Raw genomic sequence first — 25,119 nt, 5'->3', positions numbered from 1 at the left:
CCCTCAACCACCCTCTGTGTCGGGATCGGTCTGGCTGACAACGGCGAAGGAGGGGGCTGGCCTGCGCGGACGAGGCCCGTGCGTGAGCATGCCGTGCCCATCAAGCGCCGACGGTGGCTCGACGGGCGCTGGCGCGGACGCCGTCCGCGATGGGGTGCCTCCAACGAAAGGCGTCAGCATGAGGACGCCAGACACGATGACCACCGAGACATGGATTGCCACGTGTTTCATGCTGGACGTGCTGATCGCGATAGGGCGAGCGGCATCACCGAGCAATGCCAGCGCCGCCAGAACGGCCAGCACGACGAGAGCGCCCAGCAGGCAGCGGACAATGGCCACCTGCATCTTCATGAGATTGAAGTGCCCGGGTTGGGATACCGCCATCCAGAAGGCGACCTGATCCGTGTCCAGTGGCGCCAGCGTGTCACGGACACCATGCACTCCCAGACGCTGCATCGTTTGCCGCATGATGCCAGCACGCCCGGGCACGCTGGCCGACAGCAGCGATTGCAACCAGTGCCACGGTCGGGTCAAGCGTTCCATGCGGGCATGGGCCTCGGTAGCGGACACCCGGTCATGCGGTCGGTCCAGGGCTGCGGTGAGGGCCGTGTGGTTGCGCGGCTGCAGCTGCCAGCGGCGATGCAGCAGGTTGCGCCGTGCGCGGACCCGGTAGGGATCGATATCAGCCCGGATCTCATCCCAGCAGAAGTATCGACCGAGCAGATCGAAGTTGGACTCGCACAGCGGCTGGCCCTGGTGCAGCAGCTGCTGCAGTACCACGTCACCGATACGCGGCCTGTCGGCCAATGACCACAGCTCCGGGCGATGGGCCAGCCAGTGCTCGAAGCTGGCCGGGTCGGCGTCGCCGGCGGTGTTGATCAGCAGGCGCGCAAACCGGGGCAGGTTCAATGATGGCTCCACCACATCGTCCGGCATGTCGGTGTCGGGCGTGCATGGATGATGCAGCACCGGCATGTGGTCCATCGGCGAATGGCTGTCGTACGGCGCCGGTGGGCCGGGTGGGCTGTTGTCTGCAGGTGGCGTCGACAGCGCTTCTGCACTGCTTTCCTCCTGCCATTGCGTGCGGCTGCGTGCCCACAGCAGGGCCTGCTGGTAAGCCTCGTGCAGCGCCTGGAATGCCACCGGGTCTTCGTCCGGGCGTGCCGCGCGCAGTCTCTGCGCGTAGGCGCGCTTGATCGCCTTTTCGTCGGCGCTGGCGTCGAGCCCGAGAGCGTCCAGTGCCCGGTTCACACGGTGTTTCCAGAAGCAGGTGGAGGCAGGTCGATCGACAGGCGACGGCACCTGTCACGCAGGAACCAGGTGGTCCATAGCAGCAGGACCAGGGCGCAGCCCACTTCGGGGACGAACATGCCGATGCCCGGTCCAATCAGGTTGCGCGGCCGGAATCCCCGGCCATCCTCGCGCCGGATCCAGCGTGCCGTCGCCAGAGCAAGGCCAGGGAACAGCAGCAACGTACCTTCCAGCCGCAGATCCAGGCCATGGACCAGGATCAGGCTGGCGAGGGCGATCAGCGGCGCTGGCAACGCCAGCAGCCATCCCCAGCGCGAAGGGGGCAGATCCAGCGTCAGCTGGCGCAGCGCCCAACGGACATGGACCCACAGAGCGCCGGCCAGGGCGAGCAGGACCCCGAGCAGCACGCCGCCTATGCCGAGCGCGGCGGCGGTGCGCAGGTCACGCTGGGCAAGACTCATGAGAGTCGAGCCACCGGCAATCGCGAGCGTCAGGGCAGCCAACAGGCCGCCCCGCAGCGCATTGACCTGGCAACGCCAGCGGTTGGGACGGGAAACGTCGGCAAGGCTGCGCCAGAACTGCACCTGCTGCCGATCCCAGGCGGCGGGCAATGGCTCCTGGCCGCCGCGTTCCAGCGCATCCAGCAGCGCGTTGACCTCAATGATGTGCTCGGGCAGCTGCGCCTGCCAGAGGGATCGTCGCGCGTGCCATGGCTGCGCCAGGTAGCGCAGGCAACGCGCAAGGGTGACCCTCCCCAGCCGCAGGCTGCCCTCTTGTTCAAGCAGTGCCGACAGCTCTGCCGCATTCCCGGTCTCGGCGGCCCAGCGTCGATGACCGCGCGACTGGATCGATGCCAGCCTGTCCGGATCCACGCCATCGTGTACATCATCCCAGCCAAAGCAGCGTGCCAGCAGACCCATGTTGGCTGCGCTGACGCTGTTGTGACTGCGTGCCAGTTCATCCAGCAGCGCGTCGCCCACCAATGGCTTGTAGCGCAGCGACCACAGCACCGGCGTGGCCTCCAGCCAGGGGCCGAAGTCTTCAGGGGAAGACAGATGGGCCATGCGCAGGATCGTGTGCGCATGGCCCGATACGTGGACCGCTCCCTCCAGTTCCGCCACTGGTGCCGTGCGCAGCAGCACAGGCGTGCCGCGAGGTGGCCATGGAGGCGAGTACGAACGCGTTTCGGGCGGCGCCCATGCCACGTCTGCGTCGGGCGGCCAGGGTGCGATGTCGGTTGCATGCTCCGCCGGTTCGTCTTCGTCCGCGATATCGGCCAGCGCTTCCTGGCGGACCCAGTCCAATGCCGCCTGATAGGCCTCATGCAGGTGCTGGAAGGCGATGGGATCCTCGTCGGGTCGAGTCACCCGCAGGCGCTTTGCATAGGCGCGCTTGACCGCGCGCTCGTCAGCCGTTTGGTCCAGCTCCAGGACGTGCAGTGCCCAGCTCATGCATCGCGCTCGAGGGCGTCGAGTGCCTCGTCCAGCTGACGGCGATGACGCTCGACGGCAACGGCATCCTGGCTCTCCAGCACATGGCGGAAGCTGCTCAGCCACGACTGCAACTGTTCACGGTGATGGATGCGTTCCTCGTACAGGCGCTCGGTGCGGGCGATCACCGCGAGGTTGGGCTGGGCGTCACGCGGGTGGATCTTCAGCGCTTCCAGCGCGCGCAGGCGCTGCTGGATCTCTTCGGGTGACAGCAGCCCGGGATTCTGTTCCAGGATGAGCTCGTGGCGCCTGCCGGTGGCATCCTCGGTGACTTCCACCTGCAGCAGCCCGTTCACGTCGTAGGTGAAGCGGGCGGTGACGCTGCGTTCCTGCATCGGGACAGAATGGGTCAGCGGCACGGTCAGCTCACCGAGCTTGATGTTGCGATCCACCGTCGGGCTCTCGCCCTGGAACACGTCGATGCGGATGGCACTTTGCCGCTCGTGCAGCGGGTAGAAGCGATCCTCGCGGCTGACCGGCACCACGCTGTTGCGCTGGATGATCGGGTGGAAATAGCCGCTGCGCTCGCCACCGGCAGCATCCTGGCGGGACACCTGCGTGCCAAGCGTGTAGGGGCAGACATCGGTCAGCACGACTTCGCGCAGCGATTCGTCGCGCGCCTTCAATCCCGCTGCAACGGCGGCACCCAAGGCAATCGCCTGGTCCGGATGGACATGGCGCAGCGGCAGCCGGCCGAACATGCGGGTCGCAAGCCTGCTGACCATCGGCATGCGTACCGCACCGCCGACCAGGATGATGTCGTCCAGCGCCTCGGGCTTGAGCCGGGCGTCGCGGATCGCGCGCTCGATGGGCGCGCGCATGCGCAGCAGCAGTGGCTCGCAGAGCTGGGCGTAGCGAGCTTCATCCAGCTGCCACTGGCGTTCGCTGCCGGCCAGGGGCAACTGCAGGCTGGCAGTGCCGCTCTGGCTGAGTTCGCGCTTGAACAGTTCCAGCCGACGCAGCAGCTGCGCCTGCTCGGCAGCGGACAGGTCGCTGGCGGACGTGCCCTGGTCGGCGTGGAAGGCCTGCACGAGTACCTGCAGGAAATCCTCGCCGCCCAGGAAATTGTCGCCGGCGCTGGCATGCACTTCGACCACGCCATCGAACAGTTCCAGGATGGAGACGTCGAAGGTGCCGCCGCCCAGGTCCAGCACCAGCACGCGGCCTTCGCCGTCACGCTCCTGCAGACCATAGGCCAGCGCAGCGGCCGTGGGTTCATTGATCAGGCGCTCGACGCGGATGCCGGCCAGTTCGCCGGCGGCCCGGGTGGCCTTGCGCTGGGCGTCGGAGAAGTAGGCCGGCACGCTGATCACCGCTTCCTCCACCTTGTGGCCCAGGGCGGCTTCGGCGTCGGCCAGCAGCGAGCGCAGCACCATGGCCGAGAGCTCCTCGGGACGGAAACTGCGCTCACCCAGCCGGGTCTCACGGTCGCTGCCCATCCAGCGCTTGAAATGGGCCACGGTCTGCTGCGGATGGCTGACCAGGCGGTCACGGGCCGGCTGGCCGACCAGTACGGCACCATCGACGAGGCTGACCACCGAAGGGGTCAACAGCTCGCCATGGGCATTGGGGAACAGCTGCGGCCCTGCTGCCGTGTGCCTGCCGATGAGGGAATGGGTGGTGCCAAGATCGATGCCGACGATCATCTGCGAACGTCCGATGTGCAGAAAACGGCAATTCTAGGAGCGCGGCGCAGGCCTGACTATCGGGCGTTGCCCGACAGCGCCCCACGGGCTATGGTCCCGGGCTGTTCTGTCGTACCGGATTGCCTCATGTCACCACGCAAAGCCCTCCCCACCGCCCTGGCCCTGGGCCTGACCCTCGCCACCGGCGCCCACGCCGATGAAGGCATGTGGATGCCGACGCAGCTGCCGGACCTGGCCCAACCGCTGCAGGCCGCTGGCTTCAAGGGCAATCCGGCCGACCTGGCCAACGTCACCGCGCCGCCGCTGAGCGCCGTGGTGCGCGCCGGTGGTGGCACCGGTTCGTTCGTGTCCGCCGACGGCCTGCTGCTGACCAACCACCACGTGGCGATGGGCGTGATCCAGTACAACAGCTCGCCCGAGCACGACCTGATCGCTGGTGGCTTCATCGCCAGGGACCGTGCCGACGAGCGCCCGGCCAACCCGGACTTCCGCGTGCTGGTCACCGTCGGCTTCGACAAGGTGACCGACCAGGTGCTGGCGCAGGCCCGTGGCAAGACCGGCCGTGCCTACTTCGATGCCGTGGATGCAGCCAGCAAGCAGATCGTGGCCGAGTGCGAGAAGGACGGCAGCGTGCGCTGCTCGGTGGCCAACATGTACTACGGCACCGATTTCTACCGCATTGCCCAGCTGGAACTGAGCGACGTGCGCCTGGTGTATGCGCCGCCGCGCGCGATCGGCAACTACGGCGATGAGATCGACAACTTCATGTGGCCCCGCCACACCGGCGACTTCACCCTGCTGCGCGCCTACGTGGGCAAGGACGGCAAGCCGGCCGCCTACAGCAAGGACAACGTACCCTACCAGGCGCCGGCACACCTGCAGATGTCGGTGGAAGGCCCGAAGGAAGGCGATTACGCGATGCTGGCCGGTTACCCGGGCATCACCTACCGCCACCGCACCGCGGCCGAATTCGCCGGCCAGATCGATACCGTGCTGCCGCGCCGCGTATCGGTGTTCCAGCAGATGATCGACACCATCGAGGCCGCCAGCGCCAAGGATGCGCAGGCGCGTACCCGCTACGCCTCGCAGCTGCAGTCGCTGAAGAACAACCGCAAGCGCGCCGCCGGTGAACTGGAAGGCCTGCTGCGCAGCGACGCCAAGGCACAGCGTGCGGCCGACGAGACGGCCATGCTGGCTGCCACCGACCGCAGGTACCAGGGCGACATCAAGGCGCTGCTGGCCAACCTGTCGCAGGGCGCGGCGGTGGGCGAGCGTGACCTGCTGCTGGAGCAGATGGCCGCGCAGAGCCAGCTGCTGCGCTCGGCGCTGCTGCTGGAGCGCCTGCGCATCGAATCGGCCAAGCCGGACGCGCAGCGCGAGAGCGGCTACCAGCAGCGCGACCAGGCGATGATCGAAGGGGTGCTCAAGCAGGTCCAGCGCCGTTACGCGCCGGAGGTCGAGAAGGCCCTGCTGACCACCCTGCTGACCCGCTACCAGCAGCTGCCGGACGCGCAGCGCGTGGCCGAGTTCGACGCGGCCTTTGGTCGTACCCCGCAGCAGCTGGCCAAGGCGCTGGACACCCTGTATGCCGGTACCCAGCTGGGTGAGGAAGCGCAGCGCCTGTCGCGCTTTGCCGCCGCACGCGAAGGCAAGGCACTGGCCGCCGATCCGCTGATCAGCGTGGCCGGTCCGCTGGTGGCCGCGCAGCTGCGCATCGAGAACGAGAGCAAGACCCGCGAAGGCGAGCAGCTGCGCCTGCGCCCGGCGTACATGCAGGCGCTGTTCGCCTGGCGTGCCAGGCAGGGCCGCGCGGTGTATCCGGATGCCAACCGCACCCTGCGCATCAGCTACGGCAAGGTCGAGGCGCTGCACCCGCGCGATGGCGTGACCTACTCGCCGGTGACCACCGTGGCCGGCATCGTCGAGAAGAACACCAACGCCTACCCGTTCGATGCACCCAAGCCGCTGCTGGCCGCCATCGCCAAGGGTGACTTCGGCAGCACCGCCGATCCGGCACTGAAGACCCAGACGGTCAACTTCCTGACCAACCTGGACACCACGGGCGGCAACTCCGGCTCGCCGGTGCTCAACGCCAGGGGCGAACTGATCGGCCTGAACTTCGACAGCAACTGGGAGTCGGTCAGCGCCAGCTGGTGGTTCGACCCGCGCTACAAGCGCGCCGTGCACGTGGACATGCGCTACCTGCGCTGGCTGCTGGCCAAGGTCTACCCGGCGCCCGAGCTGCTGAAGGAAATGGGCGTGCCGGCCCAATAACGCCGGTACCTGGCAGGCGCCCACCGCTTCCTGGTGGGTGCCCATTGATTCCCGGTAGGTGCCCACTGTTAGTGGGCACGGATGTCCCCGTCACGACCAACGGTCGTGACCCACCAGACGGATCAACGATCGTGACCCACCAGACGGACCAATGGTCGTGACCCACCGCCATGACCTACCCGCACGACCAGCGGTCGTGATCTACTGACCCCTGTCCTGACGGAAACGCACGCGTGGTCTCCAGCTGGATCCTGCTGCTGGTCTCGGTTGCCTATGCCGCGCTGCTGTTCGGCGTGGCGTGGTGGGGCGACCGTCGGCCGATGTACCCCGACCGGCCGTGGCTGCGGCCGGTGGTCTACAGCCTGGCACTGGCCGTGTACTGCTCGTCGTGGACCTTCTACGGCGCGGTCGGTACCGCCGTGCGCAACGGCGTGGGCTACCTGCCCATCTACATCGGCCCGCTGCTGCTGCTGCTGTTCGGCTGGCGCATCATCGAGCGCCTGGCGCTGATCGCGCGCAGCCAGAACGTGGTCTCCATCGCCGACTTCATCTCCTCGCGCTTCGGTCGCTCGCGGCGGCTGGCGGCGCTGGTGGCGATCATCGCGCTGATCGGCATCATTCCGTACCTGGCGCTGCAGTACAAAGCGGTGGCGATGAGCCTGCAGGTGCTGACCGGCAACACCGGCCCGACCGGCTTCTTCACCGATCCCGCGCTGTACGTGGCGCTGCTGATGGCGCTGTTCGCCACCCTGTTCGGTACCCGCCAGGTCGATGCCACCGAACACCACCACGGCATGATGCTGGCCATCGCCTTCGAATCGGTGATCAAGCTGCTGGCGATGCTGGCCGTGGGCGTGTTCGCCTACCTGTGGCTGAGCAACCGCACCGACGCGGTGGTCGAGTCGGTGCATACGCTGTTCACCGGCCTGCCGCCGGTGGGCTTCATCTCGCAGACGCTGCTCAGTTTCCTGGCCATCATCTGCCTGCCGCGCCAGTTCCACGTGGCCGTGGTCGAGTGCGGCGATGTGCGCGACGTGCGCCGCGCGCGCTGGATGTTCGGCGGCTACCTGGTGCTGATCTCGGGCATGGTGCTGCCGATCGCCACCGCCGGCGTGACCCTGTTCGGCACCGGCGGCAGCGTCGCCGACGACTCGATGGTGCTGGCTCTGCCGCTGGCCGAAGGCCGCAATGCGCTGGCGCTGATCGCCTACGTGGGCGGCTTTTCGGCGGCCACCGGCATGGTCATCGTGTCGTCCATCGCACTGGCCACCATGGTCAGCAACGACCTGGTGATGCCGGTGCTGCTGCGTCGGAGCGGTGACCACCAGGAGGCCGCCGACGTCGCTTCGCGCGTGCTGTGGATCCGCCGCCTGGCGATCCTGCTGCTGGCGCTGATGGCCTACAGCTACTACCGCACCAGCAGCAATGACAGCACGCTGGCCTCGTACGGCCTGATGGCGTTCGCAGCGGTGGCGCAGTTCGCGCCCGGCCTGATCGGCGGCCTGTACTGGCGCGGTGCCAGCCGGCGTGGCGTCGAGGTGGGCATGCTGCTCGGCTTCGCCACCTGGCTGTACACCTTGCTGTTGCCGGCGATGACCATGGCCGGCTGGGTCGATGCCGCCTGGGTGCAGCACGGCCCGTTCGGCATTGAGTGGCTGCGCCCGCAGCAGCTGTTCGGCATGACCGGCTGGGATCCGCTGACCCATGGCACGTTCTGGTCGCTGCTGGTCAATGCGGCGACGATGATGCTGGTGTCCGCACGCTGGCGACCCGGCGTCGACGAGCGCCTGCGCGCTGCCCCCTTCCTCGACCCGTATGCCGAACGCCCGTCGGTGGCCGGCGGCTGGCCCGGCCACGTGCACGTGGGCGACCTGCTGGCACTGGCCTCGCGCGTGGTCGGCGAGCGCCACGCGCGGCGTTCGTTCTTCGAGCAGGCGCAGTCGCTGGGCCGCGAGCTGCAATCCTCGGCGCCTGCGGACCGGCCGTGGGTACAGTTCACCGAGCGTCTGTTGGCGGCCTCGATCGGCGCGGCATCGGCGCGCCTGCTGCTGACCAGCCTGCTGCGTGGCTCGGGCATGGACCTGGGCGAAGTGGTGGCGGTGCTGGACGAAGCGGGGCAGGAGCTGCGCTTCAACCGCGAGATCCTGTCGACCACGCTGGAGAACATCAGCGCCGGGGTCAGCGTGGTTGATCCGGACATGCGCCTGACCGCATGGAACCGCCGCTACCAGGACATGTTCGGCTACCCCGACGGCATGCTCTACGTGGGCCGCCCGGTGGCCGACCTGATCCGCTACAACGCCGAGCGCGGCGAGCTGGGCGAGGGCGATATCGAAGTGCAGATCAACCGCCGCATCGGCTACATGCGCGCCGGCTCACCGCACGTGTTCGAGCGCACCCGCAGCGACGGCAAGGTGATCGAGATGCGCGGCCAGGCGCTGCCCGGCGGCGGTTACGTGACCAGCTACAACGACATCACCGACTACAAGCACGCGGAGAAGGCACTGCTGGAGGCCAACGAGACGCTGGAACAGCGCGTGGCCGAGCGCTCGCACGAGGCCGAGGTCGCGCAGCAGTCGAAGACCCGCTTCCTGGCGGCGATCAGCCATGACGTGCTGCAGCCGTTGAACGCCGCACGGCTGTTTGCTTCGGCGCTGCGCGACAGCGACCATGTGAGCGACGAGCAGAAGCACCTGGCCGAGCGCGTGGATGCGTCGCTGCGTGCTGCCGAAGAACTGCTTGATGGCCTGCTGGACGTGTCGCGGCTGGATGCCGGTGGCCTGCACCCGGTGATCGGCGAGTTCGACGTGAGCGCGCTGATGCGCGAACTGGCCGCGCAGTACACGCCGGTCGCCGCCGGCCGTGGCCTGCGCCTGGACCTGTTCACGCGTCCGGCCTGGGTGCGCAGTGATCGCCGCCTGCTGCGCCGCGTGCTGCAGAACTTCCTGGCCAATGCGCTGCGCTACACCCGCCAGGGCCGCATCGTGCTGGCGGTGCGCCAGCGTGGCAACGAAGTGGAGCTGCAGGTATGGGATACCGGCCCGGGCATTCCCGAGCACCACATGCGGCAGATCTTCGACGAGTTCCACCGCTACCAGCAGCCGTTCGATTGGGGCGAACAGGGGTTGGGCCTGGGCCTGTCGATCTGCCAGCGCATCTCGCGCCTGCTTGACCATCGCCTCAATGCGCGCAGCCGGGTTGGCAAGGGCTCGATGTTCTCGATCATCCTGCCGCGGGTGGCGCCGCTGCCGGGCTATACCGAACTGGCCGCGCCGGTACAGGCCGCAGCCGCGCCGCTGCGCAGCGATTCGCTGGCGGGCCTGCGCGTGCTGTGCGTAGACAACGACGAAGAGATCCTCGACGGCATGCGCGCGCTGCTCGGTCGCTGGCAGGTGCAGGTGATTACGGCATCGACGGTGGATCAGGCGCTGGAGAAAGTGGCCGAGCGGCCGCAGGTGATGCTGGTGGACTACCACCTGCACGACCGCATGGACGGCCTGGATGCGCTGGTGGCGCTGCGTGAAGCCGCCGGTTACCCGCTGCCGGGTGCGTTGTTGACCGCCGATGGCCGCGACGAACTGAAGCGGATGGCACGCGAACGCGGCCACCGCGTGCTGACCAAGCCGATCAAGCCGGCCTCGCTGCGCGCCTTCCTGGGCGCGCTGCGCGATGCCGGCAATAGCGATGCCTGATCGGCAATTGTAGAGCCGAGCCTGTGCTCGGCTCCCGAACGCATGGCGGCGCCGATATAGCCATCGCTATACAAACCAGCCCTGCCTGCGCGTTTCGCTGGAAATGCGCCACGTGCGGATCGCGATGCTAAGCTTCGCGTCCCCTTGGGGAGTAGCCGGATTCCTTCGCAGGAATCGTCCACGTCAACATACTCGGCCAGTGCGCCGTGGCGTGGACAACCATGATGGTTGGCGAGACCAGCGGCCCGCGCGCGCAACGTCAGGTTGGGCGCGAGCGCAGGCCGTGCGTCCGTCCCAGCCCGACCTCAGCCACCGCCCATGTCCCCCATTTCGATCCTCCTGATCGGCTTTGCCATGTCCACCGATGCCTTCGCCGCTGCAATCGGCAAGGGTGCGGCCATGCGCAAGCCGGTGTTCCGCGATGCATTGCGTGCCGGCATCATCTTCGGCGTCATCGAGGCGATCACGCCCATCATCGGCTGGCTGCTCGGTCGGGCTGCCCTGCAATACGTCGAAGCCTTCGACCACTGGATCGCCTTCGGCCTGCTCGGCGCACTGGGCATCCACATGATCTACAACGGCCTGCGCCCCGACAGTGCTGAGGACGACGAAGATCCGTCGCAACACCACGGCTTCTGGAAGCTGGCGCTGACCGGTTTCGCCACCAGCATCGACGCGATGGCGGTGGGCATCGGCCTGGCCTTCATGGATGTACATATCGGCGTGATGGCTGCGGTGATCGGCCTGTGCACGCTGACCATGGTCACCGTCGGCATCATGCTCGGCCGCGTGCTGGGCAGCATGGTCGGCAAGCGTGCGGAGATCATCGGTGGCGTGATCCTGGTGATCATCGGCGCAACGATCCTGTACGAACACCTGCACGGCGTGGGGTAACGCCCGCCCCTGTAGAGCCGAGCCCATGCTCGGCTGCTTCACATGGCAGCCGAGCGTGGGCTCGGCTCTACATTGGAGCATTCGCCGACATGCAGCACGGCATTTCGCTGATGGAGAGGCTGTCATGCGTGCCATAGCCTCTTCGCATGGCCAGTCCCGCACTCCGCTTTGGTCGCTGGTCGCAGACCGGCAATGTCTACGCGATCACGGCTGTGACACGCGCACGCCGTCCCTGGTTCGACGACAAGGCCAATGTCGATCTGCTGATCGAAGCGCTGCGCACCGTAGAGCGGACGGGGCGGACCTCCTCCCTCGCCTGGGTGATCATGCCGGATCACCTGCATTGGTTGGTCGAGTTGCGTACCGGAACGCTGGCCGGCTGCATGCAGATCCTGAAGTCCCGGAGTGGAAGATCCATCGCCAGGCGCGTTGATGCGAACGCACCGATCTGGCAGGCGGGGTTCTACGATCATGCGCTGCGCAGTGACGAGTGCCTGCGCACGCAGGCGATGTACATTGCAGCCAATCCAGTGCGTGCTGGGCTGGCCACGCGCATCGGGGAATACCCCTATGTATGGAGTCGATGGCGGCTTTGGGGGTGATCGGTATTGAGGCCAAGAGCAGCCGAGCATGGGCTCGGCTCTACAGGGGCATCATGAAGGCTGCGGAGCCGAGCACATGCTCGGCTCCGCAGTCCGTTACGATCAATCTTCTTCCGGCGGCAGCACGATGGCGTCGTCGTCGATCGCCAGCTTGCCGGCCATCAGCACGGCCTGGGTGCGGTTGGTCACGCCCAGCTTGCGCAGGATGGCGGTGACGTGGGCCTTGATCGTCGCTTCGGAGACATTGAGGTCGTAGGCGATCTGCTTGTTCAAGCGCCCAGCGCCGAGCATCTGCAAGACGCGGAACTGCTGCGGGGTCAGCTCGCGCAGGCGCTGGCCGACTTCGCGTTCTTCGCTGCCGGTGGGTGGCACGTTGTGCGCTTCCGGCGGTGCCCAGGTCTCGCCATCGAGGATGGTGCCCAGTGCGTGGCCGATGGTGTCCGAGTCGGCGGACTTGGGAATGAAGCCGAGCGCGCCGTGGTCGAGGGCACGGCGCATCACCGTGGCTTCTTCGCGCGCGGACACCACCACCACCGGCAGGTGCGGATGCAGCGAGCGCATGTGCACCAGCGCGTTGAAACCCTGCGCACCGGGCATGTTGAGATCCATCAGGACCAGGTCGGCGTCATTGTGCTGGTCGGCCAGTGCATACAGCGCTTCCACGCTGTCGGCCTCGAACAACTGCACGCCGGGGATGACCCGCTGCACGGCCCCGCGCAGGGCCTCGCGGAACAGCGGGTGGTCATCGGCAATCAGGAGGGTGGTCATGGTCGGGGGGAACCGTGGGGGGAAACTGCATGGGGCCAGATCCTCCGGGGTCAGAGCCCGTTCCTGGCGGAACGGGATCCGACCCCGGGATCCGGCCCCGGGTCGTACGTCAGCGCACCTTGCGCTCGTCCACCAGCGACGCCACCACCGACGGATCGGCCAGGGTCGAGGTGTCGCCAAGCTGGTCCGGCGCGTTCTCGGCAATCTTGCGCAGGATGCGGCGCATGATCTTGCCCGAGCGGGTCTTCGGCAGGCCCGGCGCCCACTGCAGGTGGTCCGGCGTGGCGATCGGGCCGATTTCCTTGCGCACCCAGGCAACCAGTTCCTTGTGCAACTCGTCGCTCGGTGCCTCTTCGGCCACCAGGGTGACGTAGGCGTAGATGCCCTGGCCCTTCACGTCATGCGGGAAGCCGACCACGGCCGCTTCGGCCACTTTCGGGTGCGAGACCAGCGCGCTTTCCACTTCGGCGGTGCCGATGCGGTGGCCGGACACGTTGATCACATCGTCGACGCGGCCGGTGATCCAGTAGTAGCCGTCCTCGTCGCGGCGGCAACCGTCGCCGGTGAAGTAGCTGCCCGGGTAGGTGCGGAAATAGGTATCGATGAAGCGCTGGTGGTCGCCGTACACCGTGCGCATCTGGCCCGGCCAGGAATCACGGATGATCAGGTTGCCCTCGGTCGGGCCGTCCTGGATCTCGCCATCGGCATTGACCAGCGCCGGCTGCACGCCGAAGAAGGGCAGGGTGGCCGACCCCGGCTTGAGGTCCATCGCGCCGGCCAGCGGCGAGATCAGGATGCCGCCGGTCTCGGTCTGCCACCAGGTATCGACGATCGGGCAGCGGCTGTCGCCGACCACTTCGTAGTACCAGCGCCAGGCTTCCGGATTGATCGGCTCGCCGACGCTGCCGAGCAGGCGCAGCGACGCGCGCGATGTCTTCTTCACCGGCTCCTCGCCTTCGCGCATCAGCGCGCGGATGGCGGTCGGGGCGGTGTAGAAGATGGTCACCTTGTGCTTGTCGATGACGTTCCAGAAACGCGAGGTGTCCGGGTAGTTCGGCACGCCTTCGAACATCAGCGAGGTCGCGCCGTTGGCCAGCGGCCCGTACACGATGTAGCTGTGGCCGGTGACCCAGCCGACATCGGCGGTGCACCAGTAGACGTCGTCTTCGCGCAGGTCGAACACCGCTTCATGGGTGTAGGCCGCGTACAGCAGGTAACCGCCGGTGGTGTGCAGCACGCCCTTGGGCTTGCCGGTGGAACCGGAGGTGTAGAGGATGAACAGCGGATCTTCCGCGTTCATGCGTTCCGGTTCGCAGGTGGACGGCTGGCTGTCCACCACATCGTGGAACCAGCGGTCGCGCGGGGCCTGCATGTCCACCGCGCCGCCGGTGTGGCGCACCACCAGCACGGTTTCAACCGTATTCGTGCCCGGCAGCTTCAGCGCGGCATCAACGTTGGTCTTCAGCGGAATCCTGCGGCCACCGCGCAGGCCCTCGTCGGCGGTGATGATCAGCTTGCTCTGGCAGTCGCTGACGCGGTCGGCGATCGAATTCGGCGCGAAGCCACCGAACACCACCGAGTGGATCGCACCGATGCGCGCACAGGCCAGCATGGCCACCGCGGCGTCGACGATCATCGGCAGGTAGATGGTGACGCGGTCGCCCTTCTTGACGCCGAGGTTGCGCAGCGCGTTGCCGAGGCGGCAGGTGCGCTCGTACAGCTCGCGATAGGTCACGTGCTGGGCCGGTGCTTCCGGGCCGTCCGGCTCGAACAGCAGGGCGGTCTTGTCGCCGCGCGTTTCCAGCTGGCGATCCAGGCAGTTCACGCTGGCATTGAGCTCGCCATCTTCGAACCACTTGATGTGGAAGTCGGACAGGTCATAGCTGACGTTCTTGATCTTCGTCGGCTTGCGCATCCATTGCAGGCGCTCGGCGGCCTTGCCCCAGAAACCATCCGGGTCGGTCACCGACGCCTGGTACTGCTGTTCGTACGACGTCTTGTCGATGCGTGCCTTGGCGGCGAACTGCGGATCGACGGGGTAGATATCAGCCATGGCACCCTCACTTGCACGTTGACTTTGTATGTGCGGTCGCAGCATCGCAACGACCGATCCCCCTCAGTTTGCCCCATTCACCCCCGGCCGCGTCACCACCCTGGTTAGACCATGGTCGAAAGTGAGCGCCCAGCAGGGCCGGGTTCGACCAATGGCCAATAGCCGCTGTGCGCGAACGCCCCGCAGTCTCGGCTCGACCGTGCCCCACGCGCGGCATCACCTTGCCACTTGGGAGAGAGGGCAACATGAGCCACCGTACGTTGAAAGCCGTGCGCACACCTTTGGCGGCCTGCCTGTTGGTCGCCCTGGTCGCACCGGGCATGGCGTTCGCAGAGACCGCCAAAGAGAAGGCACTGGAAGCACGCGTTGCCGAACTGGAACGCCAGGTCCAGCTGCTGCTGTCTTCGCAGCAACAACAACAGACCCAGATCAGCCAGACCCAGCAGGCGGTGACCGAAGTGCGCACGGTGCAGGCCGGGCAGAAGCCGGTCGCCTCGGTGCCGGCGGGCAAGCAGCCGATCCAGGTCACCACCATTACCCCGGGCGCCGCGCCGGGCACCACGGTCAAGATCGGTGGCTTCATCAAGGCCGACTTCCTGGCCACCCAGACCAGCGATGGCCAGCTGGCCGACGACGCCACCGGCCGCTCGCTGTACCTGCCGGGCCAGACCCCGGTGGAAGGCGCCGGCGGCAGCGGCAAGCGTTCGGGCACCGACTTCAACGCCCATGCCAAGTTCTCGCGCTTCAACCTGGGCATCGACAACGTGAGCGAATCGGGCAACAAGGCCGGTGCGTTCTTCGAGATGGACTTCTTCGGCAATTCGCTGGGCAACCAGACCGCCACCAATACCTACGGCGTGACCCTGCGTCACGCCTACATGTACTGGAACAACTGGATGGCCGGCCAGACCTGGTCCAACTTCATGGACGCGGCCGCGCTGCCGGAGGCGGTCGACTTCGTCGGCCCCACCGACGGCGTGATCTTCGTGCGCCAGGCCCAGGTGCGCTACACCCAGGGCGGCTTCAGCGTCGCACTGGAAAACCCGGAAACCACCACCCTCACCGGTACCCGCAACCCGGTCACCGGGGCCTGGACCAACGCCAGCGCCAACTCCGACCGTGGCAGCCTGCCCGACCTGACCATGCGTTATGGCTGGAAGGGCGACTGGGGCACCTTTGGTGTCGGCGGCATCGTCCGCCAGTTGAAGGTGGACAACCAGGCCACCGGCGCGAAGGCCGACAAGGTGGCTGGCGGCCTGACCCTGGGCGGCAAGTGGGTGATGGGTGACAGCGATTCGCTGCATTACCAGCTGACCGGTGGCGAAGGCATCGCCCGCTACATCGGCCTGGGCATCACTGCCGACAGTGCCTATGACGTGGCCCGCGACGAGCTCAACCCGACCGGCGTGCTGGCCGGCTACGTGGGCTGGCGGCATGCGTTCTCGCCGAAGCTCCGCACCAACCTGATCTATGCGCGCAGCGACTACGACAACGACAGCATCCTCGGCCCGCTGGTGACCAAGAGCGTGCAGAGCATCCGCGGCAACATCTTCTATTCGCCGCTGCCCAAGGTCGATATCGGCGCCGAGCTGATGTATGGCCGTCGCGAAGTGGAAAACGGCAACAAGGGTGACATCACCCGGTTGCAGTTCACTACGAAGTACAGCTTCTAAGAGCGTGCCGGCCAGCGGCCGGCACCTACCGAGATGAGGTGCCGGCCAAGGTCGGCATCTACCGAGATGGGGTGCCGGCCAAAGTCGGCACCTACAGAGATTGTGTGCCGACCAACGGTCGGCACCCACCCACAACGATTGCTTCGGAGGGGAAGCGTCTTATGTCCAGCACTGCACCAGGCCCGCACCATGCGGCGGGCACCCTGACCAAGGGCCACAAGAAAGTCATCTTCGCCTCGAGCCTCGGCACGGTCTTCGAGTGGTATGACTTCTTCCTGTACGGCTCGCTCGCGGCCATCATCGCCAAGCAGTTCTTCAGTGGCGTCAATGAAACCACGGGCATGATCTTCGCCCTGCTGGCGTTCGCTGCCGGCTTCTTCGTGCGTCCGTTCGGCGCGGCCTTCTTCGGCAGCCTCGGCGACCGCATCGGCCGCAAGTACACCTTCCTGGTCACCATCCTGATCATGGGCATCTCGACCTTCCTGGTCGGCGTGCTGCCCAACTACGCCTCGATCGGTTTCGCCGCACCGGTGATCCTGATCATCCTGCGCCTGGCCCAGGGCCTGGCGATGGGCGGCGAGTACGGCGGTGCCGCCACCTACGTGGCCGAGCACGCGCCGGACGACAAGCGCGGCCTGTACACCAGCTTCATCCAGTGCACCGCCACGCTGGGCCTGTTCCTGTCGCTGCTGATCATCCTGGCCTGCCGCATGACGCTGGGCAACGAGGCCTTCGAAGCCTGGGGCTGGCGCATCCCGTTCCTGGTCTCGATCCTGCTGCTGGGCATTTCGGTATGGATCCGCCTGCAGCTGAGCGAATCGCCGCTGTTCCAGCAGATGAAGGCTGAAGGCAAGGGCTCCAAGACCCCGTTCCGCGACAGCCTGAAGGGTGGCAACCTGAAGCTGATGCTGCTGGTCCTGCTCGGTGCGGCGGCCGGCCAGGCGGTGGTCTGGTACGGCGGCCAGTTCTACGCGCTGTTCTTCCTCAGCAGCATGCTGAAGGTCGATGCCACCACCTCCTACCTGCTGATCGCCGCTGCGCTGGCACTGGGTACGCCGTTCTTCATCTTCTTCGGCTGGCTGTCCGACCGCATCGGTCGCAAGAAGATCATCCTGGCCGGCTGCCTGCTGGCGGCCATCACCTACATCCCGATCTTCAAGGGCCTGACCCACTTCGCCAACCCGGCCATCGAAGAAGCCCGCAGCAGCTCGCCGGCCCTGGTCGTGGCCGATCCGGCTACCTGCTCGTTCCAGTTCGATCCGGTCGGCCTGCGCAAGTTCACCAGCTCCTGCGACGTGGCCACCGCCGCGCTGACCAAGGCCGGTGTGCCGTACGACGTGCAGCCCGCCGCCGCCGGTTCGCTGGCGATGGTGAACGTGGGCAGCGCCAGCGTCACCTCGTATGAGGCCGCCGGCCTGACCAAGGAAGAAGGCAAGGCCAAGGCCGATGCGTTCGGTGCGGAACTGAAGACCGCCCTGACCACCGCCGGCTACCCGGCCAAGGCCGATGGCGCCCGCATCAACATCGCCGGCACCATCTTCATGCTGTGGCTGCTGGTGCTGTACGTGACCATGGTCTACGGCCCGATCGCCGCCTACCTGGTCGAACTGTTCCCGACCCGCATCCGCTACACCTCGATGTCGCTGCCGTACCACATCGGCAACGGCTGGTTCGGTGGCTTCCTGCCGGCGATCTCGTTCGCGCTGGTGGCCGGTACCGGCAACCTGTACTACGGCCTGTGGTACCCGATCGCGATCGCACTGATGTCGGTGGTGATCGGCGGCCTGTTCCTGCGCGAAACCAAGAACGTGGATATCACCAAGTAACCGGTGGGTTCCATGCAGTGAAGGAAAGGCCGCGGTGCAGACCGCGGCCTTTCTGCTTGTGGGCCGTGCCCACTCGGCCCGCATCCGGTAGTGCCGGCCGCTGGCCGGCAACCTCCTGAATCGCCGCGGACATGAAGCCCTTGCCGGCCAGCGGCCGGCACTACCATTGCGTTGCGCAGCACCCCGTATAGTCGGCCCATGACCACCACCACGCCGGCAGACCTTCCCGCCCTCCTGCACACCCTGCGCAGCGCCTGGCAGGCCCAGCGCCCCACGCTCGACCAGCGCGAAGCCGACCTGCGCCGTCTGCGCGAGGCATTGAAGCCGCGCCTGGACGAAATGGCCCAGGCCATCGCCGAGGACTTCGGGCATCGCGCCCACGTTGAATCGAAGCTGGCCGATGGCATGAGCGTGCTGTCGGCCATCGACCACCTGCGCCGCCACCTGCGGCGCTGGTCGAAGCCGCAGCGGGCATCGGCGGGATGGAAGCTGTGGCCGGCGCGCGCGCAGCTGCGGCCGACGCCGTTGGGCGTGGTCGGGGTGATCTCACCGTGGAACTACCCGGTCACGCTGGCATTGGTGCCTTTGGCCACCGCCATCGCTGCGGGCAACTACGTACTGCTGAAACCTTCGGAACACACGCCCCGCACCAGCGCGTTCCTGGCCGATCTGCTGGCCAGCGTGTTCCCGCCCGATCGGGTGGCGGTGGTGCAGGGCGGGGCGGATGTGGCCGCAGCGGTGTCGTCGCTGCCGCTGGACCATCTGCTGTTCACCGGCTCGACGGCGGTTGGCCGCAAGGTGATGGCCGCCGCGGCTGAGCATCTGGTACCGGTCACGCTGGAGCTGGGCGGCAAGTCGCCGGCGATTGTCTGTCGCGATTTCCCGCTGGACAAAGCCGCTGCGCGGCTGGCCACCGGCAAGTGGTTCAACGCGGGCCAGACCTGCATCGCGCCGGATTACGTGCTGATCGATACCGTTCGCCAGCGCGAATTCGTACAGGCGCTGCAGCAGCAGGTGCGCGAGCGCTATGGCGACTTCAGCGATGCCGACGACTACACCCGCATCATCAATGAAGGTCAGTACCGGCGCCTGCAGGGCTATCTGGCACAGGCGCGGCAACGCGGGGTGCCGGTGATTCCGTTGGCGCAGGTGGATGACGCGCGCGCCGACCGCGAGCGCCTGCTGGTGCCGACCGTGGTGCTGGACCCGCCGGACGACCTGGACCTGATGCGCGAGGAGATCTTCGGCCCGATCCTTCCGGTGCGGGCCTACCCGGATCTGGACGCCGCGCTGGGCGACGTGCTGTCCCGCGACCGGCCGCTGGCGCTGTATCCCTTCAGCCACGACACGGCGACGGTGGAGCGCATCCTTGGCCAGGTGGTGGCCGGCGGGGTGACGGTGAATGACACGCTGCTGCACTTCGCCGCCGATGGCCTGCCGTTTGGCGGTGTAGGGGCCAGCGGCATGGGCGCGTACCACGGCCGCGCCGGGTTCGATGCGATGAGCAAGCGGCTGCCGGTGCTGTGGCAGTCGCGCTGGGCGGCCAGCGACCGGCTGCGGCCGCCGTATTCGAGGATTGCGGGGTTGTTGCGGTTCCTGCTGCGATGAAGCCACGCATGGCGTGGCTCCACTTGATTCAGGGCCTGATTCTTCTGTAGAGCCGAGCCCACGCTCGGCTGCTCTTGGCTGGTCCAGGCAGACACAGCCGAGCGTGGGCTCGGCTCTACAAGGCAACCCAAGCCCACCCGGTTAGAATGCCCCCATGAAGATCGCCTCGTGGAACGTCAATTCGCTCAATGTCCGCCTGCCGCACCTGGAGCAGTGGCTCAAGGACTTCGGCCCGGACATCGTCGGTATCCAGGAAACCAAGCTGGAGGACCACAAGTTCCCCGATTCGGCGCTGATCGCCGCAGGCTATCGCAGCGTGTTCGCCGGCCAGAAGACCTACAACGGCGTGGCGCTGCTGTCGCGTGAGCCGGCGCAGGACGTGCAGATCGGCATTCCCGGTTTCGAGGACGAGCAGAAGCGCGTCATCGCCGGCACCTTCGGCGACCTGCGGGTGATCAACCTGTACGTGGTCAATGGCCAGGACATCGGCACCGACAAGTACGACTACAAGCTGCGCTGGCTGGAAGCGGTGCATGCCTGGATCGCCGGAGAACTGCAGCGCCACCCGAAGCTGATCGTGATGGGCGACTTCAACATCGCCCCGGACGCGCGCGACGTGCACGACCCGGCGGTGTGGAACGACAACCACATCCTGACCTCCACCGCCGAGCGCGGCGCATTGAACAAGCTGCTGCAGCTGGGCCTGCACGATGGCTTCCGCCTGCACAACGACGAGGCGGGTACCTTCAGCTGGTGGGACTACCGTGCCGCCGGCTTCCGCCGCAACCTGGGCCTGCGCATCGACCTGACCCTGGTCTCAGAGGCGCTGAAGGGCAGTGCGGTGGCCTCGGGCATCGACCGCGAGCCGCGCACCTGGGAACGCCCGAGTGACCATGCGCCGGCCTGGGTGCAGATCGGTTGAACGAACAGGGCCCGACGATTGCCGGGCCCGTTCTGGAACATCTGCCGGCCAGTGGCCGGCACTACCCTCAGATCACCGTATGCTCTTGCGGGTGAACAGGTTGACGATCGCCAGCAGGATCACCGCACCGATCAGCGAGAACAGGAAGGTGCGGAGGGTGATCGCTTCGTTGATGCCGCCGCCGAACAGCCAGCCGGAAATCAGCGCGCCGACGATGCCGACCACGATGTTGAGGATGATGCCCTGCTGGGCATCGCGCTTCATGATGATGCTGGCCAGCCAGCCTACGATGCCGCCGACGATCAGCCAGATGATGATGCCCATGATCGAACCTCCGGTGGGGAACTGTGACCAGTTGACGCGCAGGGCTGTGAACCCGTCGTGGAATTGCGTGATGGGCGTGTGCGGATGAGCCTGCCAGCCACCCTCGATGGCCCGTGGCGCTTCGGTCCGGTGACGGTCTGGCGGCGCCCGCATGTGCCGGGCCAGCGTGGTGAACCGCAGGCGCGGCAGGTGCTGGCACAGGCATTGGGCGCCGACCCGCAGACGCTGCCGCTGGTCCGTGATGACAAGGGCCGGCCGGAACTGAGCGGCCCGTTGGCCCACTACGGCACCGGCTGGAGCCACAGCGGCGAGGTGCTGCTGGTGGCGCTGGGCGAAGGCGTGCGGCTGGGCGTGGACCTGGAGCTGCTGCGGCCGCGACCGCGCCTGCTGGAGATCGTGCGGCGCTTCTTCCACCCACAGGAGGTGGCCTGGCTGGAACGCCTGGATGAGGCCGGGCGCGAGCACTGGTTCTTCCGCGTGTGGTGCGCCAAGGAAGCGATGCTGAAGGCGCACGGGCAGGGCATCTCGTTCGGCCTGCACCGCCTGCAGCTGGCGCCCGGGCCCGATGGCGCCCTGCACCTGCGCTGGTGCGACCCGGAACTGGGCGAGGCCGCGCGCTGGCACCTGCACGAGTGGCAGGCCAGCGGCCAGTTCCGCGCTGCATTGGCCTGGTATCCACACTGAAGCGGGGAATCGGCGCGCAAAACCGGCGATAATGCCGGCATGAGCGAACACCCACTTCCCGCCAGCGTGTCTGCTACGCTGGAACAGGGCCTGGCCAGCATGGGCCTGGACGCCGCGCTGGCGCCGCCGTTGCTGCGCTACCTGGCCCTGCTGCACCGCTGGAACGGCACCTACAACCTCACCGCCATCCGCGACCCGCAGGAGATGGTCACCCGCCACCTGCTCGACTCGCTGGCGATGCAGCCGTTCGTGGCCGACGGCAGCCTGGCCGACCTTGGCACCGGCCCCGGGCTGCCCGGCATCCCGCTGGCGATCGCCTGCCCGGGCCTGCAGGTCACCCTGGTCGAGAGCAACGGCAAGAAGGCGCGCTTCATGCGCGAAGCCGTGCGCCAGCTCGGCCTGGGCAACGCCCGCGTGGCCGAGTCGCGCGCCGAGGCGCTGGACGAGGCCGGCCGCTATGACCAGCTGACCGCGCGCGCGATGGACACCCTGGCCGGCATCGTCCGCGTCGGTGGCCACCTGCTGCGCCCCGGCGGCGTGTTGCTGGCCATGAAGGGCGTCTACCCGCATGAGGAGATCGCGGACCTGCCGGCGGGCTGGCAGGTGCGCGAGGTGACCCCGTTGAGCGTGCCCGGCCTGGCCGGCGAACGCCACCTGGTCACTGTTACAGGCCCCTGATTCCCGCCGCCAGCCCCTTGTGGAACAACGGGTTGGCGATCCACGATTTCCGCAAGGGGCCGGTTGTACGCATAATGACCGGTCCCAGCACACGTCGACGAGGCACACCCGCATGGCCCGCATCATCGCCATCGCCAACCAGAAGGGTGGCGTCGGCAAGACCACGACCGCCGTCAACCTGGCCGCTTCCCTGGCCAACGCACCCAAGCGCGTGCTGTTGGTCGACCTGGATTCGCAGGGCAACGCGACCATGGGCAGTGGCGTGGACAAACGCGAGCTGGCCGCCTCCACCTGTGACCTGCTGCTCGGCGAGAACAGCGCTGCCGACGTACGCGTGCAGACTGCCGAGGGTTACGACCTGCTGCCCGGCAATATCGACCTGACCGCCGCCGAGATCCAGCTGATGGGCCAGAGCGAGCGCGAGCAGCGCCTGAAGCGCGCGCTGGCGCCGATCCGCGACGAGTACGACTACATCCTGATCGACTGCCCGCCGGCGCTGTCGCTGCTGACGCTCAACGCGCTGGCCGCCGCCGACTCGGTGATCGTGCCGATGCAGTGCGAGTACTACGCGCTGGAAGGCCTGAGCGCGCTGGTGGAAACCATCGAAGCGCTGCGCACCAGCCTGAACCCGGCGCTGGAGATCGAAGGCGTGCTGCGCACCATGTTCGACGTGCGCAACAACCTGGCCAACGCAGTGTCGGCCGAGCTCACCGAGCACTTCGGCGACCGCGTGTTCCGCACCATCGTGCCGCGCAACGTGCGCCTGGCCGAGGCACCCAGCCATGGCCAGAGCATCGTCGGCTACGACCGCGCCTCGCGCGGTGGCGTGGCCTACCTGGGCCTGGCCGGCGAGATCATCCGCCGCAACAACGAACGCAACAAGGCCGGCAAGGCCGTGGAGATCGTCTGATGACCAGCAGCAAGCCGGCAGCCAAGAAGCGAGGCCTCGGCCGTGGCCTGGATGCGCTGTTGGGCCCGAAAGGCGCGGTCAGCCAGGTGCAGGCCACCACCGCGGTGATCGAGCCGCTGCCGGGTGAAGTGCTGCGCAAGTTGCCGGTCGGCCAGCTGCAGCCGGGCAAGTACCAGCCGCGCCGCGAGATGGACGAGGGCAAGCTGTCCGAGCTGGCCGACTCGATCAAGTCGCAGGGCGTGATCCAGCCGATCCTGGTGCGCCAGCTGCCGGCAGGCAACTACGAAATCGTCGCCGGTGAACGCCGTTGGCGCGCATCGCAGCTGGCCGGCCTGGACGAAGTGCCGGTGGTGGTGCGCGAGCTGGAAGACCGCACCGTCATCGCGATGGCGCTGATCGAGAACATCCAGCGCGAAGACCTCAACCCGCTGGAAGAAGCCGAGGCGCTGCAGCGCCTGATCAGCGAGTTCACCCTGACCCATGCCGAGGCCGCCGAGGCCGTCGGCCGCTCGCGCGCGGCGGTGTCCAACCTGCTGCGCCTGCTGGAGCTGCCGGTGGCGATCCGCCTGCTGCTGGAAACCCGCCGCCTGGAAATGGGCCACGCCCGCGCGCTGCTGACCCTGGCTCCCGAGCTGGCCGGCAAGCTGGCCCAGGAAGCAGCCGATGAAGGCTGGTCGGTGCGCGAGGTCGAGCGCCGGGCGCAGGCCTTCGCCGCCGGCAAGGTGCCGAGCAACCGCCCGGCGGCCACGCCGAAGGTGCAGCAGGCCGACATCGCCTCGCTGGAAACCGAACTGTCCGAAGCATTGGGCGCCAAGGTGGCGATCAATCATGGCCGCGGTGGCAAGGGCAAGCTGATCATCCACTACACCGACCTGGATACCCTGGACGGCGTGCTGGAAAAGCTGCGCACGCGCCAGGGCTGAGCCCGGCGCAGTGACAGGGGGCGCGGCCCGTTCCTGCCGTGTCCCGCCAATGACAGGGAGCGTACCGCCGCGCGCGCCGTGGGAATGCACTGCCTTCCGGTCCGTGGCCTCATCCAGGGAGCAGGACATGAGCAACGAATACGAGGACGTCAGCCCGGACGGCACCCAGATACTGGTACATCGCCGCGAAAAGGACTTCGTGCTCGCCACCGGCGAAGAACGCCACATCGAGGCGATCAGCGCCCACCTCGAACGCCATCTGGGCCCGGTGTCCGGTGTCTTCCACGAGATCATCTCCGACCTGGTGCACATCGACGTGCACGTGGTGCCGGCCAATGACCACTGCCCTTACCTGCGCCTGGTCACCTCCGGCATGAGCGACCTGCCGATGACCGTGCCCGCCGAGGTGGACGCGGACGTGCCGCGCTACATGGAACTGATGGTGACCCTGCCGGCGGACTGGCCCATCTCCCAGGACGCCTTCGAGGACGAGCGCAATTACTGGCCGGTGCGCCTGCTGAAGGGCATGGCGCGGTTGCCGCACGAGTACGACACCTGGCTGGGCTTCGGCCACACCATTCCCAACGGCCATCCCAGCGAGCCCTATGCGCCGGGCGTGGGCTTCGACGGCGCCATCGTGCTGCCGCCGGTAACCACCCCGGAGGACTTTGCCACGCTGGAACTGGACGACGGCAAGACCATCAGCTTCATGAGCCTGGTCCCGCTGTACCCCGAAGAGATGGACCTGAAGCTGAGGAAGGGCGCCGAGGCGCTGCTCGACCGCTTCGACGCGAAGAAGATCCAGGATGTAATCGAACCCGGCCGCACCAACGTGGCGAAGAAGCGTTTCGGTTTGTTCTGAGACCGGTAACATCAGGGGCCTGAACTTCGTTTCCAGGCC

General features: G+C 67.3%; 19 protein-coding genes and 1 riboswitch. Of the genes, 13 read left to right on the top strand and 6 right to left on the bottom strand.

What is annotated here, in order from left to right; translation table 11 throughout:
- Window positions 1-3: 3 nt before the first annotated feature.
- The 3 genes from AC5P7A_RS16320 to AC5P7A_RS16310 are packed head-to-tail and all read right to left on the bottom strand — an operon-like array spanning window position 4 to window position 4,387.
- Window positions 4-1,302 (bottom strand): J domain-containing protein, encoded by a 1,299-nt coding sequence (locus AC5P7A_RS16320; protein ID WP_495220340.1) that lies wholly within the window; start codon window positions 1,300-1,302, stop codon window positions 4-6.
- Window positions 1,248-2,702: a J domain-containing protein gene (locus tag AC5P7A_RS16315; RefSeq protein WP_481453347.1), complete on the bottom strand. Its 1,455-nt coding sequence runs from the start codon at window positions 2,700-2,702 to the stop codon at window positions 1,248-1,250. The genes AC5P7A_RS16320 and AC5P7A_RS16315 overlap by 55 nt, the downstream gene beginning before the upstream one ends.
- A complete protein-coding gene (locus AC5P7A_RS16310) occupies window positions 2,699-4,387 on the bottom strand; it encodes a molecular chaperone HscC (RefSeq protein ID WP_046433293.1) in 1,689 nt (562 codons plus the stop codon). The genes AC5P7A_RS16315 and AC5P7A_RS16310 overlap by 4 nt, the downstream gene beginning before the upstream one ends.
- A gap of 126 nt (window positions 4,388-4,513) precedes the next feature.
- Between AC5P7A_RS16310 and AC5P7A_RS16305 the strand changes: the two genes are divergently transcribed.
- The 4 genes from AC5P7A_RS16305 (at window position 4,514) to AC5P7A_RS16290 (ending at window position 11,849) form a co-directional block, all read left to right on the top strand.
- Window positions 4,514-6,661, top strand: a complete 2,148-nt coding sequence (locus AC5P7A_RS16305; RefSeq protein ID WP_049442105.1) for a S46 family peptidase — start codon at window positions 4,514-4,516, stop codon at window positions 6,659-6,661.
- A 233-nt stretch (window positions 6,662-6,894) separates the two neighbouring features.
- Window positions 6,895-10,353: a hybrid sensor histidine kinase/response regulator gene (locus AC5P7A_RS16300; protein ID WP_227864155.1), complete on the top strand. Its 3,459-nt coding sequence runs from the start codon at window positions 6,895-6,897 to the stop codon at window positions 10,351-10,353.
- A gap of 140 nt (window positions 10,354-10,493) precedes the next feature.
- Window positions 10,494-10,583, top strand: a riboswitch (yybP-ykoY riboswitch).
- 88 nt (window positions 10,584-10,671) lie between these two features.
- Window positions 10,672-11,247: a manganese efflux pump MntP gene (locus AC5P7A_RS16295; protein WP_032957840.1), complete on the top strand. Its 576-nt coding sequence runs from the start codon at window positions 10,672-10,674 to the stop codon at window positions 11,245-11,247.
- Between the two features lie 146 nt (window positions 11,248-11,393).
- Window positions 11,394-11,849 carry an REP-associated tyrosine transposase gene (locus AC5P7A_RS16290; RefSeq protein WP_142235025.1) on the top strand — a complete coding sequence of 152 codons (456 nt, stop codon included), beginning with the start codon at window positions 11,394-11,396 and terminating at the stop codon, window positions 11,847-11,849.
- A gap of 102 nt (window positions 11,850-11,951) precedes the next feature.
- Here AC5P7A_RS16290 and AC5P7A_RS16285 read toward each other — a convergent pair whose 3' ends face one another.
- Both AC5P7A_RS16285 and acs read right to left on the bottom strand, forming a co-directional pair.
- On the bottom strand, window positions 11,952-12,617 hold the full coding sequence (locus AC5P7A_RS16285) for a response regulator transcription factor (protein WP_006477308.1): 666 nt from the start codon (window positions 12,615-12,617) through the stop codon (window positions 11,952-11,954).
- Between the two features lie 109 nt (window positions 12,618-12,726).
- A complete protein-coding gene (gene acs / locus AC5P7A_RS16280; RefSeq protein ID WP_495220339.1) occupies window positions 12,727-14,670 on the bottom strand; it encodes an acetate--CoA ligase in 1,944 nt (647 codons plus the stop codon).
- Window positions 14,671-14,915: 245 nt separating this feature from the next.
- On the opposite strand from acs, the gene AC5P7A_RS16275 reads away from it, so the two are divergent.
- The 4 genes from AC5P7A_RS16275 to xth all read left to right on the top strand — a co-directional run bounded on the left by AC5P7A_RS16275 (window position 14,916) and on the right by xth (window position 20,699).
- Window positions 14,916-16,343, top strand: coding sequence for a DcaP family trimeric outer membrane transporter (locus tag AC5P7A_RS16275; protein WP_032957835.1), 1,428 nt, complete (start codon window positions 14,916-14,918; stop codon window positions 16,341-16,343).
- A 161-nt stretch (window positions 16,344-16,504) separates the two neighbouring features.
- Window positions 16,505-18,169: an MFS transporter gene (locus tag AC5P7A_RS16270; protein WP_014648890.1), complete on the top strand. Its 1,665-nt coding sequence runs from the start codon at window positions 16,505-16,507 to the stop codon at window positions 18,167-18,169.
- A gap of 198 nt (window positions 18,170-18,367) precedes the next feature.
- Window positions 18,368-19,777 carry a coniferyl aldehyde dehydrogenase gene (locus AC5P7A_RS16265; RefSeq protein ID WP_495220338.1) on the top strand — a complete coding sequence of 470 codons (1,410 nt, stop codon included), beginning with the start codon at window positions 18,368-18,370 and terminating at the stop codon, window positions 19,775-19,777.
- 154 nt (window positions 19,778-19,931) lie between these two features.
- Complete coding sequence (xth, locus tag AC5P7A_RS16260) at window positions 19,932-20,699, top strand: exodeoxyribonuclease III (RefSeq protein WP_014648888.1); 768 nt, start codon at window positions 19,932-19,934, stop codon at window positions 20,697-20,699.
- Between the two features lie 72 nt (window positions 20,700-20,771).
- Here xth and AC5P7A_RS16255 read toward each other — a convergent pair whose 3' ends face one another.
- A complete protein-coding gene (locus AC5P7A_RS16255) occupies window positions 20,772-21,023 on the bottom strand; it encodes a GlsB/YeaQ/YmgE family stress response membrane protein (RefSeq protein WP_014648887.1) in 252 nt (83 codons plus the stop codon).
- A gap of 84 nt (window positions 21,024-21,107) precedes the next feature.
- Between AC5P7A_RS16255 and AC5P7A_RS16250 the strand changes: the two genes are divergently transcribed.
- The 5 genes from AC5P7A_RS16250 (at window position 21,108) to AC5P7A_RS16230 (ending at window position 25,080) form a co-directional block, all read left to right on the top strand.
- Window positions 21,108-21,707, top strand: coding sequence for a 4'-phosphopantetheinyl transferase family protein (locus AC5P7A_RS16250; protein ID WP_111205383.1), 600 nt, complete (start codon window positions 21,108-21,110; stop codon window positions 21,705-21,707).
- 39 nt (window positions 21,708-21,746) lie between these two features.
- Window positions 21,747-22,385: a 16S rRNA (guanine(527)-N(7))-methyltransferase RsmG gene (rsmG, locus tag AC5P7A_RS16245; RefSeq protein ID WP_014648885.1), complete on the top strand. Its 639-nt coding sequence runs from the start codon at window positions 21,747-21,749 to the stop codon at window positions 22,383-22,385.
- 112 nt (window positions 22,386-22,497) lie between these two features.
- Window positions 22,498-23,295: a ParA family protein gene (locus AC5P7A_RS16240; protein ID WP_014648884.1), complete on the top strand. Its 798-nt coding sequence runs from the start codon at window positions 22,498-22,500 to the stop codon at window positions 23,293-23,295.
- Window positions 23,295-24,218 (top strand): ParB/RepB/Spo0J family partition protein, encoded by a 924-nt coding sequence (locus AC5P7A_RS16235; RefSeq protein WP_014648883.1) that lies wholly within the window; start codon window positions 23,295-23,297, stop codon window positions 24,216-24,218. Before AC5P7A_RS16240 ends, AC5P7A_RS16235 begins: the two co-directional genes overlap by 1 nt.
- A 127-nt stretch (window positions 24,219-24,345) precedes the next feature.
- Window positions 24,346-25,080, top strand: a complete 735-nt coding sequence (locus AC5P7A_RS16230) for a suppressor of fused domain protein (protein WP_049407664.1) — start codon at window positions 24,346-24,348, stop codon at window positions 25,078-25,080.
- The last annotated feature ends 39 nt before the right edge of the window (window positions 25,081-25,119 follow it).

This window comes from Stenotrophomonas sp. YJH_SMC_65 (assembly GCF_059369475.1).
Note: the sequence above shows the minus strand (reverse complement) of the source record. Positions and strands in the feature narration are given on the sequence as shown.